The following is a 25,034-nucleotide window of genomic DNA, read 5'->3' as shown; positions in this document are numbered from 1 at the left end:
GGACCAGGGAAAACGAAGGTTGTGTGACGCGCCGCACGGGTAACAATTCATTACGGATCTCCGGATCCATCCAACGACGAGAGAGACACACCATGAAGCTGAACCTGGCATCTCCGGCGCCCGCCGGCGCTCGCCTCCTCTGCGGTCTGGCCGCAGGGCTCGCCATGGGTCTGACGAGCGTGAGCAGTGTTTGGGCCCAAGCCGCCAACACGGTGGGCGTGCACTACCAACCCACCGTCAAGGTGGAAGGCGTGCCCCTGACGCTCAACGGCACGGGCGTGTCCTACCGCGCGGTGGCCAAGCTCTACACAGTGGGCCTGTACGTGCCCCAGAAGACCAACAAGGCCGAGGTCGTGTTCTCGACCAACGGCCCCAAGGAGCTGCGCTTCGTGATGCTGCAAGGCATGCGCGTGGACGAAATCGGCAAGGTCATCACCCGCGGCATCGAGGCCAACAGCCCGCGCCAGGAGTTCTTCAGCCTGATCCCGTCCATCCGCATCATGGGCGAACAGTTCTCGCGCATCCGTCGCCTGAACGCCAACGACACCCTGTCGGTGGAGTACGTGCCCAAGCGTGGCACGGTGTTCTACGTCAACGGCCAGCCCGCCGGCCTGCCGATCGCCGACGCGAACTTCTTCCCCGCCATCCTGCGCGTTTGGCTGGGCACCAACCCGACCACGCAAGACCTGAAAGACGCGCTGCTCGACCACCGCGCTCAGCCGGTGCTGGAAGCGCTGCTCTGATCGGCCGTCGCCCTTCCTGGGCAAGCTGACGTGACAACGGGGCCTTCGGGCCCCGTTTGCGTTGGTGGGTGGGCTGGGTGGATCAACCGCGCGCAGTCAGCCCGCGAACAACTTCGCCCAGTCGACCTGATCCAGTCGGTTCACGTGCGCCAGCGCCGGCACCTCGGTGATCGGGTGGCCGTGGTTGTAGCCATGGGTCACCAGCAGCACCGGGCAGCCGGCGGCGCGGGCGGCCTGCGCGTCGTTGCTGGAGTCGCCCACCATCAGCGTGGCAGCGGGTTCACTTCCCAGGGCCTCGCAGGTTTTGAGCAGGGGCAGCGGGTCGGGCTTCTTGCGCGCAAAGGCATCACCGCCGAACACGTGCCGGAAGTGGCCGCGCAGGCCTTTGAGCTTGAGCAGCTGCTCGGCGAAGGCGGTGGGCTTGTTGGTCAGGCAGGCCAGGGGCACGCCGAGCTCGCGCAGTTGATTCAGCCCTTCGGGCACACCGGGGAAGACATCGGCATGCTGGCCGTTGAGGCGGTCGTAATGGCGCTGGTAGTGCTGCCAGGCTTCGGGCACGGCTTGGACTGCCTCGGGCGAATCATCGGGCAGGCCCCAGGCATGGGCCAGGCTGCGGCGCAACAGGTCGTCGGTGCCCTTGCCCACGGTCAGCGAGAGGAACTCGCGGTCCACACGGGCCAGCTCGATGGGGTGGCAGCCCATGTCGGCCAGGGTGTGCTGGAGCACGACGTGGAAGTCGCCGAGGGTGTCGACCATGGTGCCGTCCAGGTCGATGATGGCTGCACGGAGAGTCGGGGTGGAGGTCACGGACATCAGCAAAGGCCCGATCGGGGCGTGGATGAAGTGGTGGCGAAAATGGGCTGGTGCATTGTGCCGCTGCCCCGCGAACAGGGGCCCGTGCCCCGTGCAGACCCCACGGAATGCCCCCGTTCTAGGGTCCAACCCTAATTTGACAATCGTCCTTTTCAAATATAAAGTGCACACACTCGTTATCACATTGCAGCCGGGGCCCGCTTGCCTCTCATCAAGCACCTGCCGGCCGGCCCCCTGACCTCGCAAACGGAGACTCCCCACATGGCTGAACACTTTGACGTCCTGATCGTGGGCGCTGGCCTGTCCGGCATCGGCGCTGCCCGCCACCTCAAGACCCAATGCCCCGGCAAGACGTTTGCCATCCTGGAAGGCCGCGACACCATCGGCGGCACGTGGGACCTGTTCCGCTACCCCGGCATCCGCTCCGACTCGGACATGTACACCCTGGGCTACAACTTCAAGCCCTGGACCGAAAAGCAGGTGATTGCCGATGGCCACCGCATCCGCCACTACATCCAGGAAACGGCCAGCGAGAACGACATCCAGCGCCACATCCGCTTTGGCAGCAAGGTGACCTCGGCCGACTGGCGCAGCGAAACCGCCACCTGGACGGTGACCGTGCAGAAGAAGTCGGGCGAGACCGTGCAGCTGAGCTGCAACTGGCTGATGATGTGCTCCGGCTACTACAACTACGAAGAAGGCTTCACGCCCGAATTCAAGGGCCGCGAAGACTTCAAGGGCCAGGTCATCCACCCGCAGTTCTGGCCTGAAAACCTCGACTACAGCGGCAAGCGCGTGGTCGTGATCGGCTCCGGCGCCACCGCCATCACCCTGATCCCGTCGATGACGGACAAGGCCCGGATGGTGACCATGCTGCAGCGCACGCCCAGCTACGTGATCTCGGTGCCGCAGTTCGATCCGATGGTGCGCTTCCTGCTGAAGTTCCTGCCCGAGATGACGGTCTACAACATCAGCCGCGCGCGCAACAACTTCATCACGCAGCTGATCTTCAAGCTCTCGCGCAAGTACCCCAACGCCGTGCGCAAGTTCCTGCTCAAGCAGGTGAAGATGCAGGTCGGGCCGAACTTCGACATGAAGCACTTCACGCCGCCCTACAACCCCTGGGACCAGCGACTGTGCGCCGTGCCCAATGGCGACATGTTCAAGGCCATCAAGCGTGGCAAGGCCAACGTGGTGACCGACCACATCGACCGCTTCGTGGGCAACGGCATCAAGCTGAAGTCGGGCCAGACCCTGGAAGCCGACATCATCGTGACGGCCACCGGCCTGAACCTGCGCCTGTTCGGCGGCATGACGATGAGCGTGGACGGCAAGGCCATCGAGATGAACCAGCACATCTCGTACAAGGGCCTGATGTTCAGCGACATCCCCAACTTCTCGAACACGCTGGGCTACACCAACGCCTCGTGGACGCTCAAGGCCGACCTGATCGCCGAGTACGTCTGCCGCCTGCTCAAGCACATGGACAAGACGGGCACGCGCATCGCCGTGGCCGAGCGCAAGGACCCCAACGTCAAGCCGGCGCCGCTGCTGGACATGACCTCGGGCTACGTGGCCCGCGCCGAGGCCCACCTGCCCAAGGGCGCCGACCGCGCACCTTGGAAGCTTTATCAGAACTACGCGCTGGACATGGACCAGCTGCGCAATGGCAAGCTGGAAGACGGCGTGATGGCCTTCCTCAAGCCGCACGTGGCGGGTGGCAGCGCCACCGCTCAGCGCAAGGCGGCTTGACGCCCGAGGCGAGCCCTCGACCTCAAAACACCCCGGCCCCGTGCCGGGGTTTTTGTTTTCACCGGGGCCTGAGCTGCCCCAGCAGCTGGTCGCCCAGTTGGCGCGCCAGGGCGTCGTCGGGCAGGCAAACCTCGATGCCCAGCTCCTGCTTGAGCAGGCGGGCTTCTTCTTCGTTGCCACCCAGCGCCACGATGCGCACCCCGGGGTTGAGCTCACGCGCGATGTCCACCATCGTTCGCGTGCGCAGGCTGTCGGGCTGGTTGATCAGCAGGGCAACGGCTTTGGCGATGTGCGCCTGGATCAGGGTGGTGGGGTCCATCAGGTCGCCCGCCACCGCGGGGATGTGCTCGGCGCGCAGGGCCTCGACCACCTCTCGGCTTTCGTCGGCCACCACGTAGGACAAGCCTTGCTCACGCAGGCGCTGTGCCACCTGGCGCCCGACCCCGTCATGGCCCACCAGCACCACCAGGTCCTGCACACGCGACATGTCGACGTGTCGGGGCAACTGGGCCAGGGGGTCGTCACGCAAGGCCAGCCGGCGCGCCAGGGCCGAGCGAGATTGCAGCCACTCGGTCAGCGGCACGCTGGCGCCGAACAGCGCCGAATTGGCGGCGATCGACAGCAGTGCAGCCACCAGCACCAGGTCCTGGCCTTCCTTGGGCAACAGCCCCAGGCTCGACCCCAAGCCTGCCAGGATGAACGAGAACTCGCCGATCTGGGCCAGGCTCAGGCCCACCGTCAGCGCTGTGCTCAGCGGGTAGCGAAACAGCAGCACCAGGGCCACCGCCGCCAGGGTCTTGCCCAGCACGATGACGGCCACCGTGGCGGCCAGCTTGCCCGGTGACTGCCACAACACGCTCGGGTCGAACAGCATGCCCACCGAGACAAAAAACAGCACCGCAAAAGCATCGCGCAGGGGCAGCGACTCGTCGGCCGCGCGGTGGGCGAACTCGGACTCGCGCATCATCATGCCGGCGAAGAAGGCGCCCAGCGCGAACGACACGTCGAACAGCTTGGCCGCGCCAAAGGCCACGCCCACGGCTGCGGCCACCACGCACAGCGTGAACAGCTCGCGCGAGCCCGTGGACGCCACCCACCACAGCATGCGCGGGAACACGCGCCGCCCGATGATCAGCATGGTGGCCACGAAGGCCAGCACCTTGGCCAGCGTCCAGCCCACGGTGATGACGATGTCTTGCGGCGTCTGGGCATCGGTGCCGCCCTGGCTGGCCGCAAGCAAGCCGGCGAACACGGGCAGCAGCACGAGCACCAGCACCATCACCAGGTCTTCGACCACCAGCCAGCCCACGGCGATGCGGCCGTTGGCCGTCTCCAGCAGGCCGCGCGCTTCGAGCGCCTTGAGCAACACCACCGTGCTGGCCACCGACAGGCACAGCCCGAACACCAGCGAGCCGCCCACCGACCACCCCCAGCTCGCCGCCAGACCAAAGCCCATGCCCACGGCCACCGCGATCTGAACAATGGCCCCCGGGATGGCAATGCGACGCACGGCCAGCAAGTCGGCCACCGAAAAGTGCAGGCCGACACCGAACATCAGCAGCATGACGCCGATCTCGGCGAGCTGGCTGGCCAAGGCCATGTCGGCGACAAAGCCCGGCGTGCCCGGCCCGATGACGATGCCCGCCAGCAGATAACCCACCAGCGGGGGCATGCGCAGGCGAGCGGCTGCAAAACCGAACACCAGGGCCAGGCCGAAACCGACGGCGATGGTGGAGATCAAGCTGACGTCATGGGGCATGGCAGCGAGGTTACACTGCGAAGGTCATCGGGGAGTAGCCGCTCTTCGCCGCACCCACCGGGCTTGGCCCGTGCTTGCGGACACCTGGCTGGCGTCAACACACTTGGTCCGCAGACCATGGCGCCAGCAGCCCTCGGGCCCAGCCCGATGGCCTGGCAAGACCTTTGACCACGCTGCACCCATCCTGGCCGGGGGGTGCGCCGTGGTCATGTGTCCCTGTCCCGGCCTGGGTGCCCCACATGCCCTTCTTCGAATCCTTCGCCGAGCCTTTCGCCGTCTCCACCGGCGTCGTCGCGCTCGCCGAAATCGGCGACAAGACCCAGCTGCTGGCCTTTTTGCTGGCCGCGCGTTTCAAAAAGCCCCTGCCCATCGTTGCCGGCATCTTCGTGGCGACCGTGCTCAACCACGCGCTGGCCGGTGCCCTGGGCGCCTGGATCACGACCACGCTGTCGCCAGAGGTGCTGCGCTGGGGCCTGGGCCTGTCCTTCATCGCCATGGCGGTGTGGACGCTGATCCCTGACGAGATCGAGGACGAAGAGGCGCAGGTCGCAGCACGCTTTGGCGTCTTTGGCGCCACCCTGCTGACCTTCTTCATCGCCGAGATGGGCGACAAGACGCAGATCGCCACCGTGGCCATGGCCGCGCGCTACGCCGACGCGGTCGCCGTGGTGGTGGGCTCGACCCTGGGCATGCTGATCGCCAACGTGCCGGCGGTGTACGCGGGCGACAAGCTGGCCGGGCGCATCCCGATGCGGCTGGTGCATGGCATCGCCGCGGGCATCTTCGCGCTGCTGGGCGCGGCCACCCTGATGGGCGCAGGGCAAAGCCTGGGGTTCTGAGCGCGGCCCTGCGCTGGGCTGATCAGAACCGGTAGGCCGGGTTCTTGGGGTCGAAGTCCAGGTCGGTGAAGGACTTGGGCTCGACACGCTCGTAGAGGATGCGCTCGCGGATCTCGCCCGACGCCGCCCACGATTCGATCTGCAAGGCCCAGGGCTGCTTGAGGTTCAGGCACACGCGGGTGCGCGCGGCATAAGCAGCCGGATCGGCAGCCCCCGGGGCCCAGGTCAGCGCGATGGTGCGCTGACCCGCCACCTTCAGCACCTCGACCTGGTCGGCACGCGTGCTGCGGCCCGCCGCGTTCTGGCGGCCGACCTCTCGGCCCAGCACCTCGGCCACGAAGTCGGGCCCGAGGTTGAGCACGGTGTGGTTGGAGTTCTGCTTGGGGATGCTGCCGTCCAGCGCGATCCATTTGGACACGAAGCCCAACACACCGCCCAGGTGCCCGTACATGGCGTCGGTGCGCTGGCGGGCGTCAAAGAGGATTTCCTGTCCGGCTTTCGGCCCGCCTGGCAACCACGCCATGTAGACCTGCTGCGGCTGGCGGCGCAGGCGGATGTGGTTGAGGAAGGGCTTGTCCTGCCATTCGCCACCGATGCGCTCCTGGCGCTGCATGCGGATCTCGAAGCCTTCGTGCTGACCGGCGCCCAGCTGCATGGCCGTGACCAGCACCTCGGTGGGCAGCTCGCGGAACAGGGTCAGCAGGGCGTCGTCGTCGAGCTTGTTGAGCTCACCGCCTTGCCAGCGTTGCAGCAAGGCCTTGGCTTGCTGACGCACGGATTCGGTTTGCCAGGGGCGAGCCTGGGCGTGGGCAGGCGCCAGGCCGGCGCTGCACAGCAAGGCGACGCCCGTGGACACGGACCAGGCCAGCACGCGACGGCGGCCGGGAGACGACAAGGCCGACTGCGCGGTCGGCGATACCAAGGCAGAAGCAGAAGCAGCGGCTGAGGACGCCATGGAGGGGGTGGCAAGGGTTCGCATCACGGCACCTGTTGGACGAAAAACATCAGCCGCCATCAGACCACGGCCCAAGCAGGGTTGACCCTGACGCAGGGCATGTCTCGCGTCAGAACGTTCACGCGTGGGGGTGGTGACACACCTCGCGAGCCGACCGCCCACCCCGCTGGGCAAGGCCCGCACCCTGGTGCAAGATGCTTCAGACCCTGTACCCCCAACCCAAAAGACAACCCAAAAGAGGAAGACAAGCATGCAAACGAAGGACAGCGTGTTCCTGGTCACTGGCGGCAGCTCCGGCCTGGGCGCGGCCACCGTGCAGATGGCCCTGGCCGCCGGCGCCCGCGTCGTCATCGCCGACCTGGCCCCGCCGCGCGACGGCGCCATCCCCCCCGATGCCGCCGACCGCGTGGCCTTCGTGGCCACCAACGTGACCGACGAAGCCGCTGGCCAGGCGGCTGTGGACACCGCCATGCAACGCTTCGGGCGCCTGGACGTGCTGGTCAACGCCGCCGGCATCGGCCCGGCTGAAAAGATCGTGGGCAAGAACGGCCCGCACCGGCTCGAGAGCTTTCGCCGCACCATCGAGGTCAACCTGATTGGCACCTTCAACATGATGCGGCTGGCGGCGCCGGCGATGATCGCTTCGGGCGCACCCGGTGGCGACACCGACCCGCACGCCTCGCAAGGCGTCATCGTCAACACGGCCTCGGTGGCGGCCTTCGACGGACAGATCGGTCAGGCGGCCTACGCGGCCTCCAAGGGCGGCGTGGTGGCCATGACCCTGCCCGCCGCGCGCGACCTGGCGCGTGACCGCGTGCGCGTGCTGACCATCGCGCCTGGCATCTTCGAGACGCCGATGCTGCTGGGCCTGCCGCAAGAGGTGCAGGACAGCCTGGGCCGCAGCGTGCCCCACCCGGCCCGCCTGGGCCGCCCGGCGGAGTACGCTTCGCTGGTGGGACACATCGTGGGCAACGATTACCTCAACGGCGAGGTGATCCGCCTCGACGGCGCCATCCGCATGGCCCCGAAGTGAGGCGCCACCAAGCGCCCCCCCACATCGCTGAGGAGTTGAGAATGCTCGATCCCGTTGTCATCCTGGCCGCGCGGCGCACCGCGATCGGCAGTTTCCAGGGCCAGTTCCAGGGCCTGTCGGCACCCATGCTGGGCGCCGCCGCCATCCGCGCGGCGATGCTGGACACCCACGTGCACGCCAGCGAGGTCGACGAGGTGCTGATGGGCTGCTGCCTGATGGCCGGCGTCGGCCAGGCCCCCGCGCGCCAGGCCCTGCTGGCCGCCGGCCTGCCCGACAGCGTGCCCGCCACGACGCTGACCAAGATGTGCGGCTCGGGCATGAAGACCGTGATGCTGGGCCACGACCAGCTGCTCGCCGGCACGGTGGGCGTGGTGGTGGCAGGCGGCATGGAGTCGATGACGCATGCGCCCTACCTGCTGCCCTCGGCGCGCGGCGGCCAGCGCCTGGGTCACGGCCAGATGGTCGACCACATGTTCTTCGATGGCCTGCAGGACGCCTACGACGGCCAGTTGATGGGCGTGCACGCCGAGGCCACGGCCAAGGAGCTGGGCTTCACACGCGCCGAACAGGATGCCTACGCCCTGGCCTCGGTGCAGCGCGCGCAGGCGGCGGTGGCCGAAGGCCTGTTCGCGAGCGAGATCGCGCCCGTCACGATGAAGGTCAAAGGGGTGGAGCGCACCCTCGCCGTCGACGAAACCCCCGGCCAGTGCAAGCCCGAGAAGATCGCCACGCTCAAGCCCGCCTTCGGGGCCGATGGCACGGTGACGGCGGCCAGCTCGGCCTCGATCTCGGACGGTGCAGCGGCCCTGGTGCTCACCCGCGACAGCACCGCGCGCTCGCGCGACTGGCGGCCGATCGCGCGCATCGTTGGACACAGCACCCACGCCGGCCCCCCCGGGCGCTTCACCACCGCGCCCGTGGGCGCCATCCGGCGCCTGTTCGACCTCACCGGCTGGACGGACGAAGACGTCGACCTCTACGAGATCAACGAAGCCTTTGCCGTGGTCACGCTGATCGCCATGCGCGAGCTGAAACTCAGCCCCGACAAGGTCAACGTGCGCGGCGGCGCCTGCGCCATGGGCCACCCCATCGGCGCCACCGGCGCGCGCATCCTCGTCACCCTCATCCACGCCCTGCAACAGCGCGGCTTGCAACGCGGCGTGGCCGCCCTGTGCATCGGCGGTGGCGAGGCCACGGCCATGGCCATCGAACTGCTTTGAATGAACCCCGCATGAGCCACGACACCCTGCTCACCGAAGACCAGCGCCTGGTGCGCGACGCCGCCCGCGATTTCGCGCAGTCGGTGCTGGCCCCCCATGCCGCGCAATGGGACCGCGACGCCGCCTTGCCCGACGAGGTCGTGCGCCAGATGGGCGAGCTCGGCCTGCTGGGCATGCTGGTGCCCGAAGAACAAGGCGGCAGCAAGACCGACGACCTGGCCTACGCCCTGGCCATCGAAGAAATCGCCGCCGGTTGCGCCGCGTGCTCGACGCTGATGAGCGTGCACAACTCGGTGGGCTGCGTGCCGATCCTGCGCTTCGGCACGGCGGCGCAGCAGGCGCAGTGGCTGCCCCGGCTGGCCTCGGGCGAGGTCATCGGCGCCTTCTGCCTGACCGAGCCGCAAGCCGGCTCCGAGGCCGATGCGCTGCGCACGCGTGCCGTGCTCGAAACAGGCCCTGATGGCGACCACTGGGTCCTCACCGGCGCCAAGCAGTTCATCACCAACGGACGCCGCGCCGGCATGGCCATCGTCTTCGCGGTGACCGACCCGGAGCTGGGCAAGAAGGGCCTGTCGGCCTTCATCGTGCCCACCACCACGCCCGGCTTCGTGGTCGAGCGCGAAGAGCACAAGATGGGCATCCGCGCCTCGGACACCTGCGCCATCTCACTGCAAGGTGTGCGCGTGCCGGCAGACCACATGCTGGGCCAGCGCGGCGAGGGCCTGAAGATCGCGCTGTCCAACCTCGAAGGCGGGCGCATCGGCATCGGGGCGCAGGCGGTGGGCATCGCCCGCGCGGCGCTGGATGCGGCGCGCGCCTACGCACGGGAGCGCACGCAGTTCGGCAAGCCGATCGCCGAGCACCAGGCCATCTCGCAGCTGCTGGCCGACATGCACACGCGCTTGAGCGCCGCCCGGCTGATGGTGCACCACGCCGCGCGCCTGCGCATGGCCGGCGTGCCCTGCATCTCGGAGGCCTCGCAGGCCAAGCTGATGGCGTCCGAGACCGCCGAGTGGGTGTGCTCGCAGGCCATCCAGGTGCATGGCGGCTATGGCTACCTGCAGGACTACGCCGTCGAGCGCCATTACCGCGACGCCCGCATCACGCAGATCTACGAAGGCACCAGCCAGATCCAGAAGATCGTGATCGCGCGACAGCTCTGAGGGGCGCGCCAGCCGCACCGGATGCAACAGATGCGCCGGATGCGGCAAGATCACGGCACCGCCTGGCCCCGCACACGGCACGGGCTCCATCGCATTCATCGCCCAAGGACCTCGACATGATCGAACTCAACATCGACGGCGGCGTGGCCACCGTCACCCTCAACCGCCCGCCCGCCAACGCCTTCAGCCGCGAAGGCCTGCTCAAGCTGCGTGACACGGTGCAAGCGCTCGAAGCCAACCCCGCCGTGCGCGCCCTGGTGATCACCGGCTCGGGCCCCAAGTTCTTCAGCGCCGGCGCCGACCTCAACACCTTCGCCAGCGGCGACAAGGCCGTGGCACTCGACATGATCTCGGCCTTCGGCCTCGCCTTCGAAGCCCTGGCCGAGACCCACCTGGTCACCGTGGCCGCCATCAACGGCTTCGCCATGGGCGGTGGCCTGGAGTGCGCACTGGCCTGCGACATCCGCATCGCCGAAACGCACGCGCAGATGGCCCTGCCCGAAGCCACCGTGGGCCTGCTGCCCGGCGGCACCGGCACGCAGACCCTGCCCTGGCTGGTGGGCGAAGGCTGGGCCAAGCGCATGATCCTGACGGGCGAGCGCGTGGACGCGGCCACGGCCCTGCGCATCGGGCTGGTGGAAGAGGTGGTGGAGCAAGGCGAGGCCCTGGCCAAGGCCCAGGCCATCGCCCAGCGCGTGGGCAAGCAGAGCCCGGACAGCGTGCGCGCGTGCAAAGCCTTGGTGCACCAGGCCCGCGCCGGCGTGCCGCGTGGCGCCGCGCTCGCGGCCGAGCGCGAGGCCTTCATCCGCCTCTTCGATGGCGCCAACCAGCGCGAAGGCGTCAACGCCTTCCTGGAAAAGCGCAGCGCCAGCTGGCAGTGAAACCAGAGGGGCCGCGAGGGGTGAAAAAAAAGGCCGATCAGCTTTCGCCGATCGACCTTGCCTGAACGGGATCTTCGTCCCTCGCTTTTTCTCTCCACCCTCTTTGATGCCCGACTGCGTTCCAGGCCGAAGCCCCTGACGCAACCGTGGTTTGCGTCATCCACTATACGAAGGACGCCAAGGATTCCATCCCCCCTGAAAGTGGGCACCTTGTCAGCAAATGTCAGCAAACCACGGGAAAACCACGTCATTTTTCGGATCGTGACGCCGGCCTGATGTCGATCAATCTGACCACATCCGTCGGCCGATTCGGGCCGTGATCGGGGGGGGGGCCGTGCGCCGCACCCGGAACGCCTTCGTCTACGATCCGCAAACGGGTCCGCGAGGACACGAACGCGTCTGCAAAGGAGTGACATGCTGCTGGAGGCCCTGACATCCGTTCGAGACCTGGGGCGCCTGCAGGAAATCGCCTCGGTGCTGATCCGCTATGGCTTTGGCGACGTGGTGCGTCGCCTGGGCCTGGCCAACCTGCTCGAGAAAGCTGGCCACGCCCTCCACTGGGAAGACGCCGAGGCCTACGCCCACATGCCACCGCCCCAGCGGGTGCGCCGGGCCCTCGAGGAGCTGGGCACCACCTTCATCAAGCTCGGCCAGATCCTGTCGACGCGTGTCGACCAGTTCGAGCCGGACTGGATTGCCGAGTTCGGTCAGCTCCAGGACAACACCCCCGCCAGCCCCTGGCCCGAGGTGTTGGCCCAGCTCACCGAAGACCTGGGCGCACCACCTGACACCCTGTTCGCTCACTTCGACCCCGCGCCCCTGGCCGCAGGCTCCATCGCCCAGGTGCATGCGGCGCGGCTCGAGGATGGCACCGAGGTGATCGTCAAAGTACGGCGCCCGGGCATCAAGCCCAAGGTCGAAGCCGACCTGCGCTGGCTGGCCCGCCTGGCCGCCACCCTGGAGGCCGACCACCCCGAACTGCGTGCCTACCAGCCCCGCGAGATGGTGCGGCAGTTCGCCCGATCGCTGCACCGCGAACTCGACCTGGCCAACGAGGGCCGTCAGTCGGACCGCATCGCCGCCAACTTTCGCGACTGGCACGACGGTGACAGCGCAGGCGCGGCCACCATCGTCATCCCTCGCATCCACTGGCTCTGGACCCGCGAGCGCGTGTGCGTGCAGGACCGCGTCCAGGGCATCCCCGGGCGGCGGCTGGATCTGGTGGACGCCGCCGGCCTCGACCGCAAGCTGCTGGCCCGGCGAGGCGCCCGGGCGGTGCTCAAGATGATCGTGCAGGACGGCCTCTTCCACGCCGACCCGCACGCCGGCAATGTGTTCTACCTGCCGGACAACCGCATCGCCTTCATCGACTTCGGGATGGTGGGTCGCTTGAGCACCGCGCGGCGCGACGAACTCATCCGCCTGCTGGTGGGCCTGGTGCAGCGCGACCCGCAGGCGGTGGCCGACGTCATGCTGGACTGGGCAGGCGAGCACGCCACCGACGAAGAGGGCCTGGTGATGGACCTGCAGGCCTTCGTCGACACCTACCATGGCCTCACCCTGCAGCAGATCAACCTGGCGACCATGCTGTCCGAGGTGACCGCGCTGCTGCGCCAGCATCACCTGGCCCTGCCCGCCGACCTGGCGCTGCTCTTCAAGTCCTTCATCACCCTCGAAGGCATGGGGCGCTCGCTCGACGGCGACTTCAACATGGCCGAGGAGGCCTTGCCCCTGCTGAAGGCCTCGGTGCGGGCGCGCTACCGGCCCAAGGCGCTGATGCAGCGCGGCTGGCGCGCGCTCGACGAGACGCTGTCGCTCATCGGGGGGCTGCCGAGTGACCTGGCCCGGCTGCTGCGCGCGGCCCGCCGGGGCCGCCTCGAGGTGCACATCGACATCGCCAACCTCAACCGCGTGGGCAACCAGGTGGAGTCGGCGCTCAACCGGCTGGTGGTGGGGCTGGTGGTCGCCGCGCTCATCGTGGGCTCGTCCATCGTGATGACGGTGCCCGGCGGCCCGACCCTGTTGGGCCTGCCCTTCTTCGGATTGCTGGGCTTCGTGGGCGCCACGCTGGGCAGCCTGTGGCTGATTGGCTCGATTTCGCGCAGCGCCAAAGCAAAACGGCTCAGCGAGCGGTCCGAAGACCTCCACTGAGCCGTTCGCCCTGCACCCGCCGGGGAGCACAGGGCAAGGGGGCAGGCGATGGCGCCTGCGCCGATCAGGCTTGCTGGCGACGACGCGAAGCGATGCCACCGACGGCGGCGAGGCCGGCGATCAGCATGGCCACCGACGAGGCCTCAGGCACCGGCGAGGTGACCTTGGTGACGTTCAGGCCGGCCAGGTAGTAGTCTTCCGGCGACTTGAACTTGGCGTAGCCGAAGGTGAAGGTCTTGCCGACCAGGGCGCTGCCGAAGGTGACCGGCTGGCCACCTTGGGTGCCGAAGCTGTATTCGACGAACTTGCCACCGTCGACCGACAGGGTGAAGCCGTCCCACTTGTCGAGTTCGTGGGTCAGGTTGTAGGTCTTGCGGTCATCGGGGAAGAAGAACAGCTGGCTGAGGCTGACCTGGTTGTCAAAGGCCAGGGTCAGGGTTTCCTTGTGCGAGCTCAGCGAGTAGTTGCCGTCGGCGATGACGAACTTGCCGTGCTTCTGGAAGCCGGTGACCACGCCCAGGCCGGCGTTGTTGTAGTTGCTGTGGTTGACCAGGGCCAGCTTGTCGAAGTCAGCGCCGTCCTGGGCGGTGACGGTCAGCTTGCCAACCGAGGTGTTGTAGGTCAGAGCGGTCGAGCAGGTGCCTTGACCCGCGCACAGGTTGCTGCCCGCGTAGCCAGGGGTGGAGTCGTTCAGGACCGACGAAGCGCCAGCCAGGGTGCCGTTGGTGAACGAAACGATGGCGGCCTGGGCGGCGGTGGTGCCGGCGAGGGCCAGCCCCAGGGCGAGGGCGATGCGGGAGAAGACCATGAGGAGGTTCCTGCGGGTTTGAACTGCGATGGGGTGAACGATACAGAAGGTAACGCGCCCCTGTCACCTCGGTTGACTCCCATGAATCAGCGGGGGATTTCCCCAGGGGGCGCCCGCCCGTGTGAACTGGGTCACGGCCGCAGCCCCTCTTTTCACCTGGCGAGATGAGCCCCCTGCAAATGGGGGGTACCTTCGACATCGGTGCGAACCGGCTCGACATGCCACTGGCGCACCCCGCTGCGGTCAACCGAGAAGAACAGCATCCAGCCCCTGCGGTGCGAAAGGCTGTCGAAGCCGTCGAACACGAAGTTGCCCAGGCTGTAGACGATGGGCTTGCCCCGGTAGACCTCGGCGTCCTGCACCACGTGCGGGTGGGTGCCCACCACCGCGTCGGCACCGGCATCGATCATGCGGCGAGCGAGCTGGCGCTGACGGTCGTTGGCCACCGGGTCGTCTTCGGTGCCCCAGTGCATGAAAGGGATGACGAGGTCGGCGCGGTGCTCGGCCCGCGCACGCCGGATGTCCTCGACCACCCGTTCGTCTTCGCTCCAGGCGCTGCCGGGCAGGTCGACGTCCGCCTCGAAGCTGCGCGGGAAGAACTCGTTGTAGGCCAACAGCGCGATGCGCAGGCCCTGGCGCTCGAGCACGAGCGGCCGGTGGGCCTCGCTGAGGTTGCGCCCCCCGCCCACGCGCTGGATGCCCTGGGCGTCGAGGTGGCCGAGCATCTCGGCGAAGGCCTCGCGGCCGAAATCGCCCACGTGGTTGTTGGCCACCGAGACCACGTCGAGGTGCCGCTTGAGCACGGGCAGCACCGCCGGGTCGGCGCGGAAGGTCCAGGGCTTGTTGAGCGCCTGACCGCCGCGGGCGACCACGCACTCGAGGTTGCCGATGCGCACGTCCGCCTGACGCAGCCGCGCGGCCACGTGGGCAAACGGATCGCGGCCCGAGGCCAGCACCCGGCCCGGGCCATCGGCCAGCATCACGTCACCGACGAAGGCCAGGCGCACGGTGGGCCCGGCATCGGCCCCGGGGGTGCCCCCCGAATTCCCTGCCGCCGCAGGCACCACGGGCTCGGGACGCCAGAGCGGCGGCAGCCCGCCGGCCGGCTCGGTGGCTTGAAGCCGCGCCACACCGCTGGGCCCGGGCGGCGGCCCGGGGCGCACGGCACAGCCATACACCAGCTCGCGCCCGAGCACCGCCGAGTACACGTGCTGCCAGCCGGTGAGCGCGGGGGCCTCCTGGCCCTCGGGCCACGGCGGGGTGCGCTTGAACTGCTGGACCATGGGCTCCTGATCGGCCTCGCGATCGAACACCTGGGTGGTCACGTGGCCGATGTGCCCCGGTCGCTCGGGGTCGACCCGCGCGATCGCCCGGAACGCGAAACGCCGTCCCAGGTCGAGTCGGGGCGATTGCAGGGCCTGGTGGGTGGGAGCGGCGTCGACGTGCCAGACCTGGCTGGCGTAGCGAACCTCGCAGTGCAGGTGTTCGGCCGGGTCGACAGCCGGGGCGGCCGACACCACCGCTGCGCAGGCGGTCGACAGGCCAGCGAGCACGCGTGAAAGGAAGGAGGGCATGTGAGCGGTCAGGAAAGGCCAAGGAACGCGTCGCCCGACGCGAGGAACCCCGATTGTCCCCACAAGCACAGGCCCGGTGCGCCCACAGAAAAAAAGGGATCACCCTCGGAGTGATCCCTTGTCAACAGGCCTCGCGCACCGCTGGCGGCGCACGCGACCTCCCCACCACGGAGGTGCGGGAGACGCGCCCTCCGTGCAAACCGTGTTCAGCGCCCCGCGCGGCTCAACGCTGTGCGACGCGGGCCATGGCCTGGTCACCGGCCAGGTTGCCCAGGGACGAGACGCCCCCCGAGAAGGACTGACCGCCAGCCAGCTTGCCCGTGCACTTGCCGAACACGTAGTCGGCTTCGTTGACATGGCGGGTCTGCAGCCAGTAGCGCCAGGTGCTCTTGGGCCAGATCGCGAAGTTGATGCCGTCGGCGGTCTGGTACCAGCTCTTGCAGCCCGAGCTCCACACCGTGCCCTTGAGCGCGTCGGTCATCTCACCCAGGAAGCGAGTCATGGCTTCGGGCTTGACGTCGATGTAGTCGGCGCCCTTTTGCTTGACCAGCTCCATGCACTTGATGATGTAGTCCACCTGGGCCTCGATCATGAAGATGATGGAGTTGTGGCCCAGGCCGGTATGCGGGCCCACCAGCATGTACATGTTGGGGTAGTTGGCCGTGGTGATGCCCAGGTAGGACGTCGGGCTCTTGGCCCAGTCGCTGTGCACCTCGTGGCCGTTGCGACCGCGCAGCTCGAAGCTCTTCATGTAGATGCGCGGATCGACGATGAAGCCCGTGCCCAGGATCACGCAGTCGAGCTTGCGCTCCTTGCCGTCCTTGGTGACGATGCCGTTTTCGGTGAAGTGCGAGACGTCATCGGTCACCAGCTCCACGTTCTTGCGGTTGAAGGTGGGGTACCACTTGTTCGAGATCAGGATGCGCTTGCAACCCAGGGTGTAGTCGGGCGTGAGCTTCTTGACCAGCGCCGGGTCCTTGACCTGGTAGCTGATGAACTTTTTCAGCAGGCCTTCGCCGATGCGGGCCATCCAGGGGTTGAGGATGGGCCACACGCGCGACTCGTTGGTCCAGTAGCAGCGCCAGCGGTGCAGCGTGCGGGTGAAGGGCAGGGCCTTGAATGTCCACTTGCGGAATGCGGAGTACGAGCGCTCGTCACGCGGGATGACCCAGGCCGGCGTGCGCTGGAAGACGTGCAACTGACCCACCTCGGGCGCGATCTCGGGCACGTACTGGATGGCCGAGCCGCCGGTGCCGATGGACGCCACCTTCTTGCCCTTGAGCTGGTAGCTGTGGTCCCACTCGGCCGAGTGCATGACCTTGCCCTTGAAGGTGTCCAGGCCCTTGATCTCGGGGATGGCCGGCACGTGCAGCGGGCCCGAGGCCAGCACCCAGTGGCGCGCGATGATGGTCTCGCCGCCCATGGTCTTGATCACCCATTTGCCGATGCCCTCGTTGAAGACGGCGCTGTCGACTTCCTGGTTGAAGAGGATCTTCTCGCGCAGGCGGTACTTCTTGACCGTGTCGAGGATGTACTGCTGGATCTCGTGCCAGGGGGCGTAGCGCTTGGACCAGTCGGCCTTGGTCTCGAACGAGAACGAGTACATGTGCGACTGCACGTCGCAGGCGGCACCGGGGTAGTGGTTGTCGCGCCAGGCGCCGCCGACCTCGCCCTTCTTCTCGAGGATGAGGTAATCGTTCATGCCACGCTTTTGCAGCTGGATGGCCATGGCCAGGCCACCGAAGCCGGCACCGGCGATGGCGACTTCGACGTGGCGAACGTTGGTCGAGGGGGTCGCTTGAGCGTTCATGGTGGGGCACCTTTCTGATGAGGTTCAGTGGGCATCGCTTTTGCCGGTGTGGCCGTGCGATGTGTCTCCGTGTGTCCCCATGGTGCGCAGGCGCCACCCCCTCCACCATGCTAGATTCGACCAATGATTGATCGTTTCGGCCATCCGGCCTGCCAAACAGCCCATTTGCAGGCCCCCGATTGACACAAGTCAAATGAGCACCCGTTCCATCCTCGGCCTGATCTACCTGGTGCAGGGCATGCAGCAGCTCGGCGAAGACCCACGCCCGGTGCTCGAACGCCATGGCCTGAGCCTCGAACGCCTGGACCCCAGCACGCGCATCGACCGCAGCCGCGAGATGCGCATCCACGCCGACCTGGCCGAGTCCATCACCGACCCGCTCATCGGCCTGAAACTCGGCGGCTTCTATGGCCTGGCCGGCTATGGCCCGCTGGTGATGCTGCTCATGACCTGCGAGACGGCCTACGATGCCCTGCAGACCGGCATCCGCTACCAGCGCCTGACCTTCCTGTTCGGCACCCTGGGCTTCGAGCCGGGTGAACACGTCAGCGCCCTGGTGCTCAGCCCCATGGCGATGGAGCCGCGCGCTTTTCGCTTCCGGGTCGATGGCGAGATCGCCGGCACCTACAAGCTGGTGCGAGACATGCAGGTCACGCTCGGCCTGGACATCCACGCCGAGCGCATCGACATCCCCTACCCGCGCCCGGACGATGCCCCCTCCTACGAACGCTATTTCGGCTGCCCCGTGAATTTTGGCCACGCACAGGCGCGCTTCTGGATCCGCAACGAGCACCTGCGCCTGCGCCTGCCCACGGCCGACCGCAACGCCCACGCCATGTACCGCACCATGTGCGACCAACAGCTCGTGGCCCAGCAGCAAAGCACCGAGACCCTGTCCGACCGCGTGCTGACCCACCTGGGCCTGTTCAGCGGCAGCTACCCCAGCGCCGAGGACGTGGCCAAGTCGCTGGACCTGTCCGAGCGCACGCTGCGCCGCCAGCTCAGCGACGAGGGCAGCAACTTCCGGGACCTGCTGGCCCAGGCCCGCTACGCCAAGGCCCGCCACCTGCTGACCCACACCACGCTGCCAGTGGAGACCATCGCGCAGCAACTGGGCTACGCCGAGTCGGCGGCGTTCATCCACGCCTTTCAGCGCTGGGCGGGCAAGAGCCCGGCGGCCTGGCGTCACAGCGGCGACGCCGACCACCCGGGTGATGCGGGCAAGGTGGGCGATGCGGGCGATGCCAAAGCGTGAAACGCCCTGCCACCATGACCGCCTACAATCGCGCCCCCGCTGCCAAAGCGGCACCGACCCGCTGCCTGAGCGCCGCCTTCTCACCGCATGACGCGGCTTGCTGACATGAACTTCTGCGCCATCGACTTCGGCACCTCCAATTCGGCCATCGCCATCGAGGCCGACTCGGGCATGCGCCTGGTGCCCCTGGAAGGCGAACAGCTGACCATGCCCACCGCGGTGTTCTACTGCACCGACGCCGACGACCTGCCGCCCTCGGCCCTGCCCGGCCCCGGTGGCGACGACACCCTGCCCCGCTGCTTCGGTCGCGCCGCCGTTCAGGCTTACATCGATGGCTATGAAGGCCGCCTGATGCGCTCGATGAAGAGCGTGCTCGGCACGGCCCTGATCGACCAGACCACCGAAGTGGGCCAGGGCCTGGGTGTGCGCTACCTCGACATCGTCACCGGCTACCTGCGTCACCTGCGCAACCAGGCCGAGAAGGCCGGTGGCCAGCCGCTCAAACAGGTTGTGCTGGGCCGCCCCGTGTACTTCGTGGACGATGAGCCCGAGCGCGACGCGGCCGCACAGGCCTCGCTCGAAGCCGCTGCGCGCGCCGTGGGTTTCACCGACATCGCCTTCCAGTTCGAGCCCATCGCGGCGGCCTTCGACTTCGAGCAGCACTGCGGACGCGAAGAACACGTGCTGGTGGCCGACATCGGCGGCGGCACCTCCGACTTCTCGGTTGTGCGCGTGGGGCCCGAGCGAGCCCAGCGCACAGAGCGCCGCGACGACATCCTGGCCAACCACGGCATCCACATCGCCGGCACCGACTTCGACCGCCACCTCTCGCTGGCGCGCATCATGCCGATGCTGGGCCTGGGTGGCTTCGGGCCCAGCGTGCTGGGCCAGCCGCCGCGCCCGGTGCCCAGCCGCGTCTACTTCGACCTGACCACCTGGCACCTGATCAACACGGTCTACCAGCCCTCGCGCGTGGCCGAGCTGCGCAACATGGTCGACTTCTACGGCGAGCCTGCCCACCACCGCCGCCTGATGAAGGTGGTGAGCGAGCGCCTGGGGCACGCGCTGGTGGGCCGCGCCGAGGCCGCCAAGATCGCGGTGGCCGAAGGCGGCGCCACCGACATCGACCTGGGCCTGATCGAAGCGGGCCTGCACAACGGGCTGGACGCAGGCCAGGCCGATCAGGCCTTGCGCGCCGACCTGGAGCGCATCGTGGCCTGCGCGCGCGACACGGTGCAGCAAGCCGGGCTCAAGCCTGAGCAACTGGGGGCGCTGTACTTCACGGGTGGCTCCACCGGCCTGAAGCTGCTGACGGACGCGCTGCAAGCCGCCTTCCCGGGCGCTCGCGCGGTGCGTGGCGACCGCCTGGCCTCGGTGGCCACGGGTCTGGGGCTGTACGCCAAACGCTTGTTCACGGCTTGAAGAACGGCCCACGGCCTTGACCCCTGGGGCGCCTGCCCCAAACGGCGCCTGGTGCAAAAGACTGGCCTCAGGTCGTCAGCACGATCTTGCCGACGTGCTGCCGGCTTTCCATCAGCCGGTGCGCTTCGGCGGCCTGATCGAGCGCGAAAGTGCGGTGCACGTGCGGTGCACAACGCCGAGCCGACAGCACCGGCCAGACCTGCTCCTTGAGCTGCCGGGCGATGTCGGCTTTTTCAGCCGGCGTGCGCGCCCGCATCGTCGAACCCGTCACCACCAGGCGCTTGAGCAAGATGGGCATGATGCTCAGTTGCTCGACCTTGTCGCCCCCCATGAAGCCGATGAGCAGCAAGCGCCCGTCCTTCTTCAAAACCGCCAGGTTGCGCTCGAAGGCCGAGGCGCCCAGGATGTCGAGCACCAGGTCCACGCCTTGCCCACCTGACCAGGCCATGACCTCGGACAGGAAATCCTGGGTGCGGTGGTCGATGCTGAGTTCGGCGCCGAAGCGGCGCGCCACCTCGCCCTTGCCCGGTCCGCCATCGGTGGAGACGGCGCGCAAACCGAACTCGCGCGCCAGCATCAGCGCCGTCATGCCGATGCCGCTGGTGCCTCCGTGCACCAGCAAGGTCTCGCCGGCGCTTGCGCGGCCCATCATGAACAGGTTGGCCCAGACGGTGAAGAAGGTTTCTGGCACGGCCGCGGCCTGAGCGAAGTCCAGCGCCGCGGGCTTGGGCAGCAGCTGGCTGGCAGGCACCAGGCAGAACTCGGCGTAACCACCACCATCGGTGAGGCCGCAGACCTCGTCACCCGGCGCGAAGCCCTGCACGCCTTCACCGAGCGCCACCACCTCGCCGGCCACCTCCAGTCCCGGCACGGGCGTGACGCCGGGCGGCATGGGGTAGAGCCCGCGTCGCTGCAGCACGTCGGGCCGGTTCACGCCTGCGGCACGCACCTTCAACAGCACCTGACCAGGCCCGGGGTGTGGCACCGGCACGCGACGAGGCTGCAGCACCTCGGGGCCTCCGGGTTGCGAAAAGCCGATCTCGGTCATCAGCTCGGGCAGGGCGGGCATGGTGTTGAACTCCGTGTGTGCAGCGATGCACCCGATTGTGTCGCTCACCGACGCACCATCGCCAGAACATGGGCAAACCTCAGCCCTGCGCCATCCTGGCGCTGCTCACTCTTCTTCGAGCTTGGTCTCGCACTCGGCGTCGCCGGGGTTGACGTGGCAGCGGATGCGCTTGAGCACCTTCAGGCCGCGCTTGTCGTACAGGCCTTGCTGGGTCAACTGGATGCGCGACTCGCGCAGCAGCAGCGTGTACTTGACGGCGTCGTCCGGGTTGAGGTCCTCCCAACGAGCCGGCGGGATCGTGGTGTCGGCTCGGCGGATCAGCTGCAGCATGCGATCGAACTGACCGGCCCAGAAGGTGCGCGACTTGGCACCGAAGCCATCGGGGAACTGCGCATGACGAATGACCATCTGGTAGGACACCAACAGCAACGGGAAGCGCACCACCGCCCCCTTGCTGCCCAGGCCCTTGTGCAGCTCCAGCGGCTGGTAGGCGATGGTGGGCGCGGCCATCATGTCCGCCTGACCGCTGTTGAACTTGAGGTGAAAGTTCGAGATGGTGGCCGACACCGGGATGGCCTTGATGCGCTGGATCATGGCCGCCTGCGCCTTGTCGTAGTCAAAGGCGACGATGCGCTTGCCCGCCAGGGCCTCGACCGAGCTGAGCCGACGCTCATTGACGAAGGGGTAGGCTGCCCCGGCGGGGGCGATGCCGGCGATCTCGTGCTCGCCATTGGTCATCAGCTTGGCGACCTGGGGCGATGGCGCCGCGTAGGTCTGGATCAGCTTGCGCATGACCTCGTACGAGGCCGGCATGTCGACGTTGCCCTTGCGCACGATGGTGGTGGCGCCCAACGAGTCGATGGAGCCGGCCACGGCGTTGAACTGGCGCGAGCGAAAGGCGGTGCCCACGAAGCCATCGCACTGGCCGCTCTTGTAGGCCTCCAGGGCCGCCGCCTCGTCGTTGTAGCCCTTGAGTTCGAGGAAGACGCCGTCGCGCTGCATGGCCAGCGCGTAGTCGCGCACCATGTTGAACAGGTCACCGGACGCGCCGATGAAGTCGTAGACGCAAACCTTCTGCGCGGCCTGCGCGGGAGCAGACAGGAGCGACGCGGCGCAAACCGCCGCAGCCATACAACGAAGCCATGCCATGTGAAACCATCCCTCGATCGAATGCAGTCGGAGATTGTCGGCGCCCAGCCGGAGTGCACAGTCGCGACCACTCGCAAGCGATGTAACCGATTGCCCCTATTGACTTCGGGTTCTCACCGGGGATGAAAGCCGACGTCAGAGCTGAACGAGGCGCTCCAGGGCGCGGCTGAGCGTATCGGCCGACTTGGCAAAGCAAAAGCGGATCACGCCGTGGTCGCGTGCATCGGGATAGAAAGCCGACACCGGGATGGCGGCCACGCCGTGCTCGCGCGTGAGGCGTTCAACGAAGGCGCGGTCGCCCTCGTCGCTGATGGCCGCGTACTTCACGCACTGGAAATAGGTGCCCTGACAAGGCAGCAGCTCAAAGCGCGATCCCGACAGCGCCTGGCGGAAGATGTCGCGCTTGCCTTGGTACAGCGCCAGCAGTTGCTCGCACCAACCCGGCCGCTTCATGAACTCGGCCAGCGCCACCTGGGACGGCGCGTGCACCGTGAAGACGATGAACTGGTGCGCCTTGCGGAACTCGGCCATCAGCTCGCGCGGGGCCAGCGCGTAGGCCACCTTCCAGCCGGTGGCGTGGTAGGTCTTGCCGAAGCTGGAGACCACGATGCTGCGCTCGGCCAGCTCGGGGTGGCGCATCACGCTTTCGTGGCGTGCACCGTCGAACACCATGTGCTCGTAGACCTCGTCTGACAACACCACGATGCCGGTGCCGCGCACGATGTCGGCCAGGGCATGCATGTCTTCGGCTGTCCAGACCGTGCCCGTCGGGTTGTGCGGGCTGTTGATGACGATCATGCGCGTGCGCGACGTCACCAGCGCCTTCACGGCGGCCCAGTCAGGGCGGTAGCCGGGTGGTGCCAGGTCGGCGTAGACCACCTTGCCGCCTTGCAGCTCGACCGAAGGCGCGTAGCTGTCGTACACCGGCGTGAACACGATGACCTCGTCACCCGGGTGCACCAGCGCGGCGATGGCGGTGAACAGCGCCTGCGTGGCACCCGCCGTGACGGTCACCTCGTGGGCCACGTCGTACTGCGCGCCGTAGAGCTGCGCCACCTTGGCCGCGATGGCCTCGCGCAGCACCGGCATGCCCGCCATGGGCGCGTACTGGTTGTGACCGCCGCGCGCGGCCTGGTCGAGCAAGTTCAGCAACTCGGCTGGCGGCTCGAAGTCGGGGAAGCCCTGCGAGAGGTTGAGCGCCCCGTGCTCCTGAGCCAGCGCTGACATCACGCTGAAGATGGTGGTGCCCACCTGGGGCAGGCGGGAATCAAGCGGATGAAGAAAAGACGGCATGCCCAAAGGATAGCGGCGCGGTGCACCGCCATCCACTCAGGCTTGCAAGCGAACGAAACCGAACCTCAGCGACGGCGCAACGCGACGCCACAGACCATCAAGCCGCCCAACATCAGCATGACGGTGCCCGGCTCGGGCACCACGGCCACGCTGTAAGCGCTCAGGCCATGGCTGCCAGCGATGTAGAGGGTGTCGTTGCCAAACGAGAAGCGCCCCGACTCCGAGAATGTGGCGACGACGTCACGGGTTTTCCGATCGATGGCGAAGCTCTTGCCGGAACTGCCGCTGACAAAAACCAGGTTGTCGGTCACGAGCACTTCGTTGCCGAACTGCGAGGTCATGGGGTCTTCCCACATCCAGTTGGTCACACCCGTCGCGGCATTGATCGACGACAGCGTGCCGTTGCGCAAGGCAAAGATCTCGTCGCCGTCGATGGCCGCCTGTCCCACGACACCGTTCAAGGCCCAGGTCTGCACGCCCGCGCTCAGGTCGAACTGGCGCAGGTAGCCCGAAGACACCACGTAGGCCATGTCACCCACCAGGATGGGCGAAGGCGAAGCCGTGTAGCCCGACCAGCTGTAGCTGGAGTCCTTGATGGTTTGCTGGATGGTGCCGGTTTCGCGGTCCATGACGTACAGCGATCCAGCCATGTGAGCCACCACGCGGGTGTCATCGACGGCTGGCGTCCACCCGTCGTACTGCGGCAGGCCGGTGAACCACTTTTGCTCGCCGGTCTTGAGGTCAAAGGCGTAGGCGCCACCGTAGCTGCCCCCATTCACGTAGGCCACGTCATCGACGATGGTGGGCGCCTGGTAACGTTCCCACTGCGCCGAGAAGGGCGCCTTGGCCACCAGTTGACCGGTCAGTGCGTCGTAGCCACGGAACCAGGAGTCACCGCTGTGATTGCCGGTCTGCAGGTACACCTTGCCACCCGCGTAGCTGGGCGGGTTGACCGAGTACACCCCGCCGAAGTCCTTGCTCCAGACCTGCTGGCCCGTCGCCGCGTCGAGCGCCAGCAGCTTCTGGCCCGAGAAGTACCCTTGCGTCGAAGCGTAAACCATGCCGTTGACGGCAGCCACCGGGTTGACGGCGCCAATGTTCAGGCTCCAGGACTTGGTGAACGTGGTGTCCACCGTGATGTCCAGCGAACCCGTGTGCGAGGCATTGCCTTGGTATTGGGTCCATTCGGTTGCGGCTTGGGCTGCGCCCAGGCACAAAGCGGCCGCGACCGCGGCAAGCGTGCGCTTGATCATGTTTTCTCCCTGTGGATGTTGCGTTCAGAAGCCATGGGCGATCAACCCGCAGCGGGTGCTCATTTTACCTGTGAAGGGTGTCCGCTTTGTGC

The 25,034-nt window shown here is 67.5% G+C and carries 20 protein-coding genes and 1 riboswitch; of the genes, 10 read left to right on the top strand and 10 right to left on the bottom strand.

Annotated features, from left to right (window positions below; genetic code table 11):
- The first annotated feature begins 92 nt into the window (after positions 1–92).
- Positions 93–743 (top strand): chalcone isomerase family protein, encoded by a 651-nt coding sequence (locus tag ABG80_RS05580; protein ID WP_058086769.1) that lies wholly within the window; start codon positions 93–95, stop codon positions 741–743.
- 96 nt (positions 744–839) lie between these two features.
- Here the strand turns inward: ABG80_RS05580 and gph are convergent, their stop codons facing one another.
- Positions 840–1,556 carry a phosphoglycolate phosphatase gene (gene gph / locus ABG80_RS05575; protein WP_058086768.1) on the bottom strand — a complete coding sequence of 239 codons (717 nt, stop codon included), beginning with the start codon at positions 1,554–1,556 and terminating at the stop codon, positions 840–842.
- Between the two features lie 261 nt (positions 1,557–1,817).
- Here gph and ABG80_RS05570 point away from each other — a divergent pair, with 261 nt between their 5' ends.
- The gene (locus tag ABG80_RS05570) at positions 1,818–3,308 is read left to right on the top strand and encodes a flavin-containing monooxygenase (RefSeq protein WP_058086784.1); all 1,491 of its coding nucleotides are present in this window, start codon (positions 1,818–1,820) and stop codon (positions 3,306–3,308) included.
- Positions 3,309–3,366: 58 nt separating this feature from the next.
- Here the strand turns inward: ABG80_RS05570 and ABG80_RS05565 are convergent, their stop codons facing one another.
- Positions 3,367–5,067: a cation:proton antiporter gene (locus ABG80_RS05565; protein WP_058086767.1), complete on the bottom strand. Its 1,701-nt coding sequence runs from the start codon at positions 5,065–5,067 to the stop codon at positions 3,367–3,369.
- A 12-nt stretch (positions 5,068–5,079) separates the two neighbouring features.
- Positions 5,080–5,221: riboswitch (yybP-ykoY riboswitch) on the top strand.
- A gap of 85 nt (positions 5,222–5,306) precedes the next feature.
- On the opposite strand from ABG80_RS05565, the gene ABG80_RS05560 reads away from it, so the two are divergent.
- Positions 5,307–5,906, top strand: a complete 600-nt coding sequence (locus tag ABG80_RS05560; protein WP_058086766.1) for a TMEM165/GDT1 family protein — start codon at positions 5,307–5,309, stop codon at positions 5,904–5,906.
- Between the two features lie 22 nt (positions 5,907–5,928).
- On the opposite strand, the gene ABG80_RS21240 is transcribed toward ABG80_RS05560, so the two are convergent.
- Positions 5,929–6,861, bottom strand: coding sequence for a DUF1571 domain-containing protein (locus ABG80_RS21240; RefSeq protein WP_058086765.1), 933 nt, complete (start codon positions 6,859–6,861; stop codon positions 5,929–5,931).
- Between the two features lie 250 nt (positions 6,862–7,111).
- Here ABG80_RS21240 and ABG80_RS05550 point away from each other — a divergent pair, with 250 nt between their 5' ends.
- The 5 genes from ABG80_RS05550 to ABG80_RS05530 all read left to right on the top strand — a co-directional run bounded on the left by ABG80_RS05550 (position 7,112) and on the right by ABG80_RS05530 (position 13,309).
- Positions 7,112–7,894, top strand: coding sequence for a 3-hydroxyacyl-CoA dehydrogenase (locus tag ABG80_RS05550; RefSeq protein ID WP_058086764.1), 783 nt, complete (start codon positions 7,112–7,114; stop codon positions 7,892–7,894).
- 41 nt (positions 7,895–7,935) lie between these two features.
- Positions 7,936–9,114 carry an acetyl-CoA C-acyltransferase gene (locus tag ABG80_RS05545; RefSeq protein WP_058086763.1) on the top strand — a complete coding sequence of 393 codons (1,179 nt, stop codon included), beginning with the start codon at positions 7,936–7,938 and terminating at the stop codon, positions 9,112–9,114.
- A gap of 11 nt (positions 9,115–9,125) precedes the next feature.
- Positions 9,126–10,277: an acyl-CoA dehydrogenase family protein gene (locus tag ABG80_RS05540; protein ID WP_058086762.1), complete on the top strand. Its 1,152-nt coding sequence runs from the start codon at positions 9,126–9,128 to the stop codon at positions 10,275–10,277.
- A gap of 116 nt (positions 10,278–10,393) precedes the next feature.
- Positions 10,394–11,158, top strand: a complete 765-nt coding sequence (locus ABG80_RS05535) for an enoyl-CoA hydratase (RefSeq protein ID WP_058086761.1) — start codon at positions 10,394–10,396, stop codon at positions 11,156–11,158.
- A 414-nt stretch (positions 11,159–11,572) separates the two neighbouring features.
- Positions 11,573–13,309, top strand: a complete 1,737-nt coding sequence (locus ABG80_RS05530; protein ID WP_058086760.1) for an ABC1 kinase family protein — start codon at positions 11,573–11,575, stop codon at positions 13,307–13,309.
- Positions 13,310–13,373: 64 nt separating this feature from the next.
- Here ABG80_RS05530 and ABG80_RS05525 read toward each other — a convergent pair whose 3' ends face one another.
- From ABG80_RS05525 to ABG80_RS05515, 3 genes are all read right to left on the bottom strand, one after another.
- Positions 13,374–14,117 (bottom strand): PEP-CTERM sorting domain-containing protein, encoded by a 744-nt coding sequence (locus tag ABG80_RS05525; RefSeq protein WP_058086759.1) that lies wholly within the window; start codon positions 14,115–14,117, stop codon positions 13,374–13,376.
- A 152-nt stretch (positions 14,118–14,269) separates the two neighbouring features.
- Positions 14,270–15,691: a CapA family protein gene (locus tag ABG80_RS23375; RefSeq protein WP_235513753.1), complete on the bottom strand. Its 1,422-nt coding sequence runs from the start codon at positions 15,689–15,691 to the stop codon at positions 14,270–14,272.
- Between the two features lie 223 nt (positions 15,692–15,914).
- Positions 15,915–17,501: a flavin-containing monooxygenase gene (locus tag ABG80_RS05515; protein WP_083505843.1), complete on the bottom strand. Its 1,587-nt coding sequence runs from the start codon at positions 17,499–17,501 to the stop codon at positions 15,915–15,917.
- A gap of 193 nt (positions 17,502–17,694) precedes the next feature.
- Between ABG80_RS05515 and ABG80_RS05510 the strand changes: the two genes are divergently transcribed.
- Together ABG80_RS05510 and ABG80_RS05505 are read left to right on the top strand one after the other, a co-directional pair.
- On the top strand, positions 17,695–18,756 hold the full coding sequence (locus ABG80_RS05510) for an AraC family transcriptional regulator (RefSeq protein WP_058086758.1): 1,062 nt from the start codon (positions 17,695–17,697) through the stop codon (positions 18,754–18,756).
- An 87-nt stretch (positions 18,757–18,843) separates the two neighbouring features.
- Entirely contained in the window at positions 18,844–20,178 is a 1,335-nt protein-coding gene (locus ABG80_RS05505; RefSeq protein ID WP_235513752.1) for an Hsp70 family protein, read from the top strand.
- A 67-nt stretch (positions 20,179–20,245) separates the two neighbouring features.
- Here ABG80_RS05505 and ABG80_RS05500 read toward each other — a convergent pair whose 3' ends face one another.
- From ABG80_RS05500 to ABG80_RS05485, 4 genes are all read right to left on the bottom strand, one after another.
- Positions 20,246–21,247 (bottom strand): NAD(P)H-quinone oxidoreductase, encoded by a 1,002-nt coding sequence (locus ABG80_RS05500; protein ID WP_058086756.1) that lies wholly within the window; start codon positions 21,245–21,247, stop codon positions 20,246–20,248.
- A gap of 105 nt (positions 21,248–21,352) precedes the next feature.
- Positions 21,353–22,396, bottom strand: a complete 1,044-nt coding sequence (locus tag ABG80_RS05495; RefSeq protein WP_058086755.1) for a putative solute-binding protein — start codon at positions 22,394–22,396, stop codon at positions 21,353–21,355.
- A 135-nt stretch (positions 22,397–22,531) separates the two neighbouring features.
- The gene (locus ABG80_RS05490; RefSeq protein WP_058086754.1) at positions 22,532–23,689 is read right to left on the bottom strand and encodes a pyridoxal phosphate-dependent aminotransferase; all 1,158 of its coding nucleotides are present in this window, start codon (positions 23,687–23,689) and stop codon (positions 22,532–22,534) included.
- A 65-nt stretch (positions 23,690–23,754) separates the two neighbouring features.
- Positions 23,755–24,942 (bottom strand): outer membrane protein assembly factor BamB family protein, encoded by a 1,188-nt coding sequence (locus ABG80_RS05485; protein ID WP_058086753.1) that lies wholly within the window; start codon positions 24,940–24,942, stop codon positions 23,755–23,757.
- Positions 24,943–25,034 lie beyond the last annotated feature (92 nt).

Source organism: Aquabacterium parvum, from assembly GCF_001447195.1.
Lineage (GTDB): Bacteria > Pseudomonadota > Gammaproteobacteria > Burkholderiales > Burkholderiaceae_C > Aquabacterium > Aquabacterium parvum.
Note: the sequence above shows the minus strand (reverse complement) of the source record. Positions and strands in the feature narration are given on the sequence as shown.

Excerpts from the sequence above, each read along its gene's own strand:
- ABG80_RS05580 (WP_058086769.1), top strand. The coding sequence starts at position 93 with ATGAAGCTGAACCTGGCATCTCCGGCGCCCGCCGGCGCTCGCCTCCTC.
- gph (WP_058086768.1), bottom strand. The coding sequence starts at position 1,556 with ATGTCCGTGACCTCCACCCCGACTCTCCGTGCAGCCATCATCGACCTG.
- ABG80_RS05570 (WP_058086784.1), top strand. The coding sequence starts at position 1,818 with ATGGCTGAACACTTTGACGTCCTGATCGTGGGCGCTGGCCTGTCCGGC.
- ABG80_RS05565 (WP_058086767.1), bottom strand. The coding sequence starts at position 5,067 with ATGCCCCATGACGTCAGCTTGATCTCCACCATCGCCGTCGGTTTCGGC.
- ABG80_RS05560 (WP_058086766.1), top strand. The coding sequence starts at position 5,307 with ATGCCCTTCTTCGAATCCTTCGCCGAGCCTTTCGCCGTCTCCACCGGC.
- ABG80_RS21240 (WP_058086765.1), bottom strand. The coding sequence starts at position 6,861 with ATGGCGTCCTCAGCCGCTGCTTCTGCTTCTGCCTTGGTATCGCCGACC.
- ABG80_RS05550 (WP_058086764.1), top strand. The coding sequence starts at position 7,112 with ATGCAAACGAAGGACAGCGTGTTCCTGGTCACTGGCGGCAGCTCCGGC.
- ABG80_RS05545 (WP_058086763.1), top strand. The coding sequence starts at position 7,936 with ATGCTCGATCCCGTTGTCATCCTGGCCGCGCGGCGCACCGCGATCGGC.
- ABG80_RS05540 (WP_058086762.1), top strand. The coding sequence starts at position 9,126 with ATGAGCCACGACACCCTGCTCACCGAAGACCAGCGCCTGGTGCGCGAC.
- ABG80_RS05535 (WP_058086761.1), top strand. The coding sequence starts at position 10,394 with ATGATCGAACTCAACATCGACGGCGGCGTGGCCACCGTCACCCTCAAC.
- ABG80_RS05530 (WP_058086760.1), top strand. The coding sequence starts at position 11,573 with ATGCTGCTGGAGGCCCTGACATCCGTTCGAGACCTGGGGCGCCTGCAG.
- ABG80_RS05525 (WP_058086759.1), bottom strand. The coding sequence starts at position 14,117 with ATGGTCTTCTCCCGCATCGCCCTCGCCCTGGGGCTGGCCCTCGCCGGC.
- ABG80_RS23375 (WP_235513753.1), bottom strand. The coding sequence starts at position 15,691 with ATGCCCTCCTTCCTTTCACGCGTGCTCGCTGGCCTGTCGACCGCCTGC.
- ABG80_RS05515 (WP_083505843.1), bottom strand. The coding sequence starts at position 17,501 with ATGAACGCTCAAGCGACCCCCTCGACCAACGTTCGCCACGTCGAAGTC.
- ABG80_RS05510 (WP_058086758.1), top strand. The coding sequence starts at position 17,695 with ATGAGCACCCGTTCCATCCTCGGCCTGATCTACCTGGTGCAGGGCATG.
- ABG80_RS05505 (WP_235513752.1), top strand. The coding sequence starts at position 18,844 with ATGACGCGGCTTGCTGACATGAACTTCTGCGCCATCGACTTCGGCACC.
- ABG80_RS05500 (WP_058086756.1), bottom strand. The coding sequence starts at position 21,247 with ATGCCCGCCCTGCCCGAGCTGATGACCGAGATCGGCTTTTCGCAACCC.
- ABG80_RS05495 (WP_058086755.1), bottom strand. The coding sequence starts at position 22,396 with ATGGCATGGCTTCGTTGTATGGCTGCGGCGGTTTGCGCCGCGTCGCTC.
- ABG80_RS05490 (WP_058086754.1), bottom strand. The coding sequence starts at position 23,689 with ATGCCGTCTTTTCTTCATCCGCTTGATTCCCGCCTGCCCCAGGTGGGC.
- ABG80_RS05485 (WP_058086753.1), bottom strand. The coding sequence starts at position 24,942 with ATGATCAAGCGCACGCTTGCCGCGGTCGCGGCCGCTTTGTGCCTGGGC.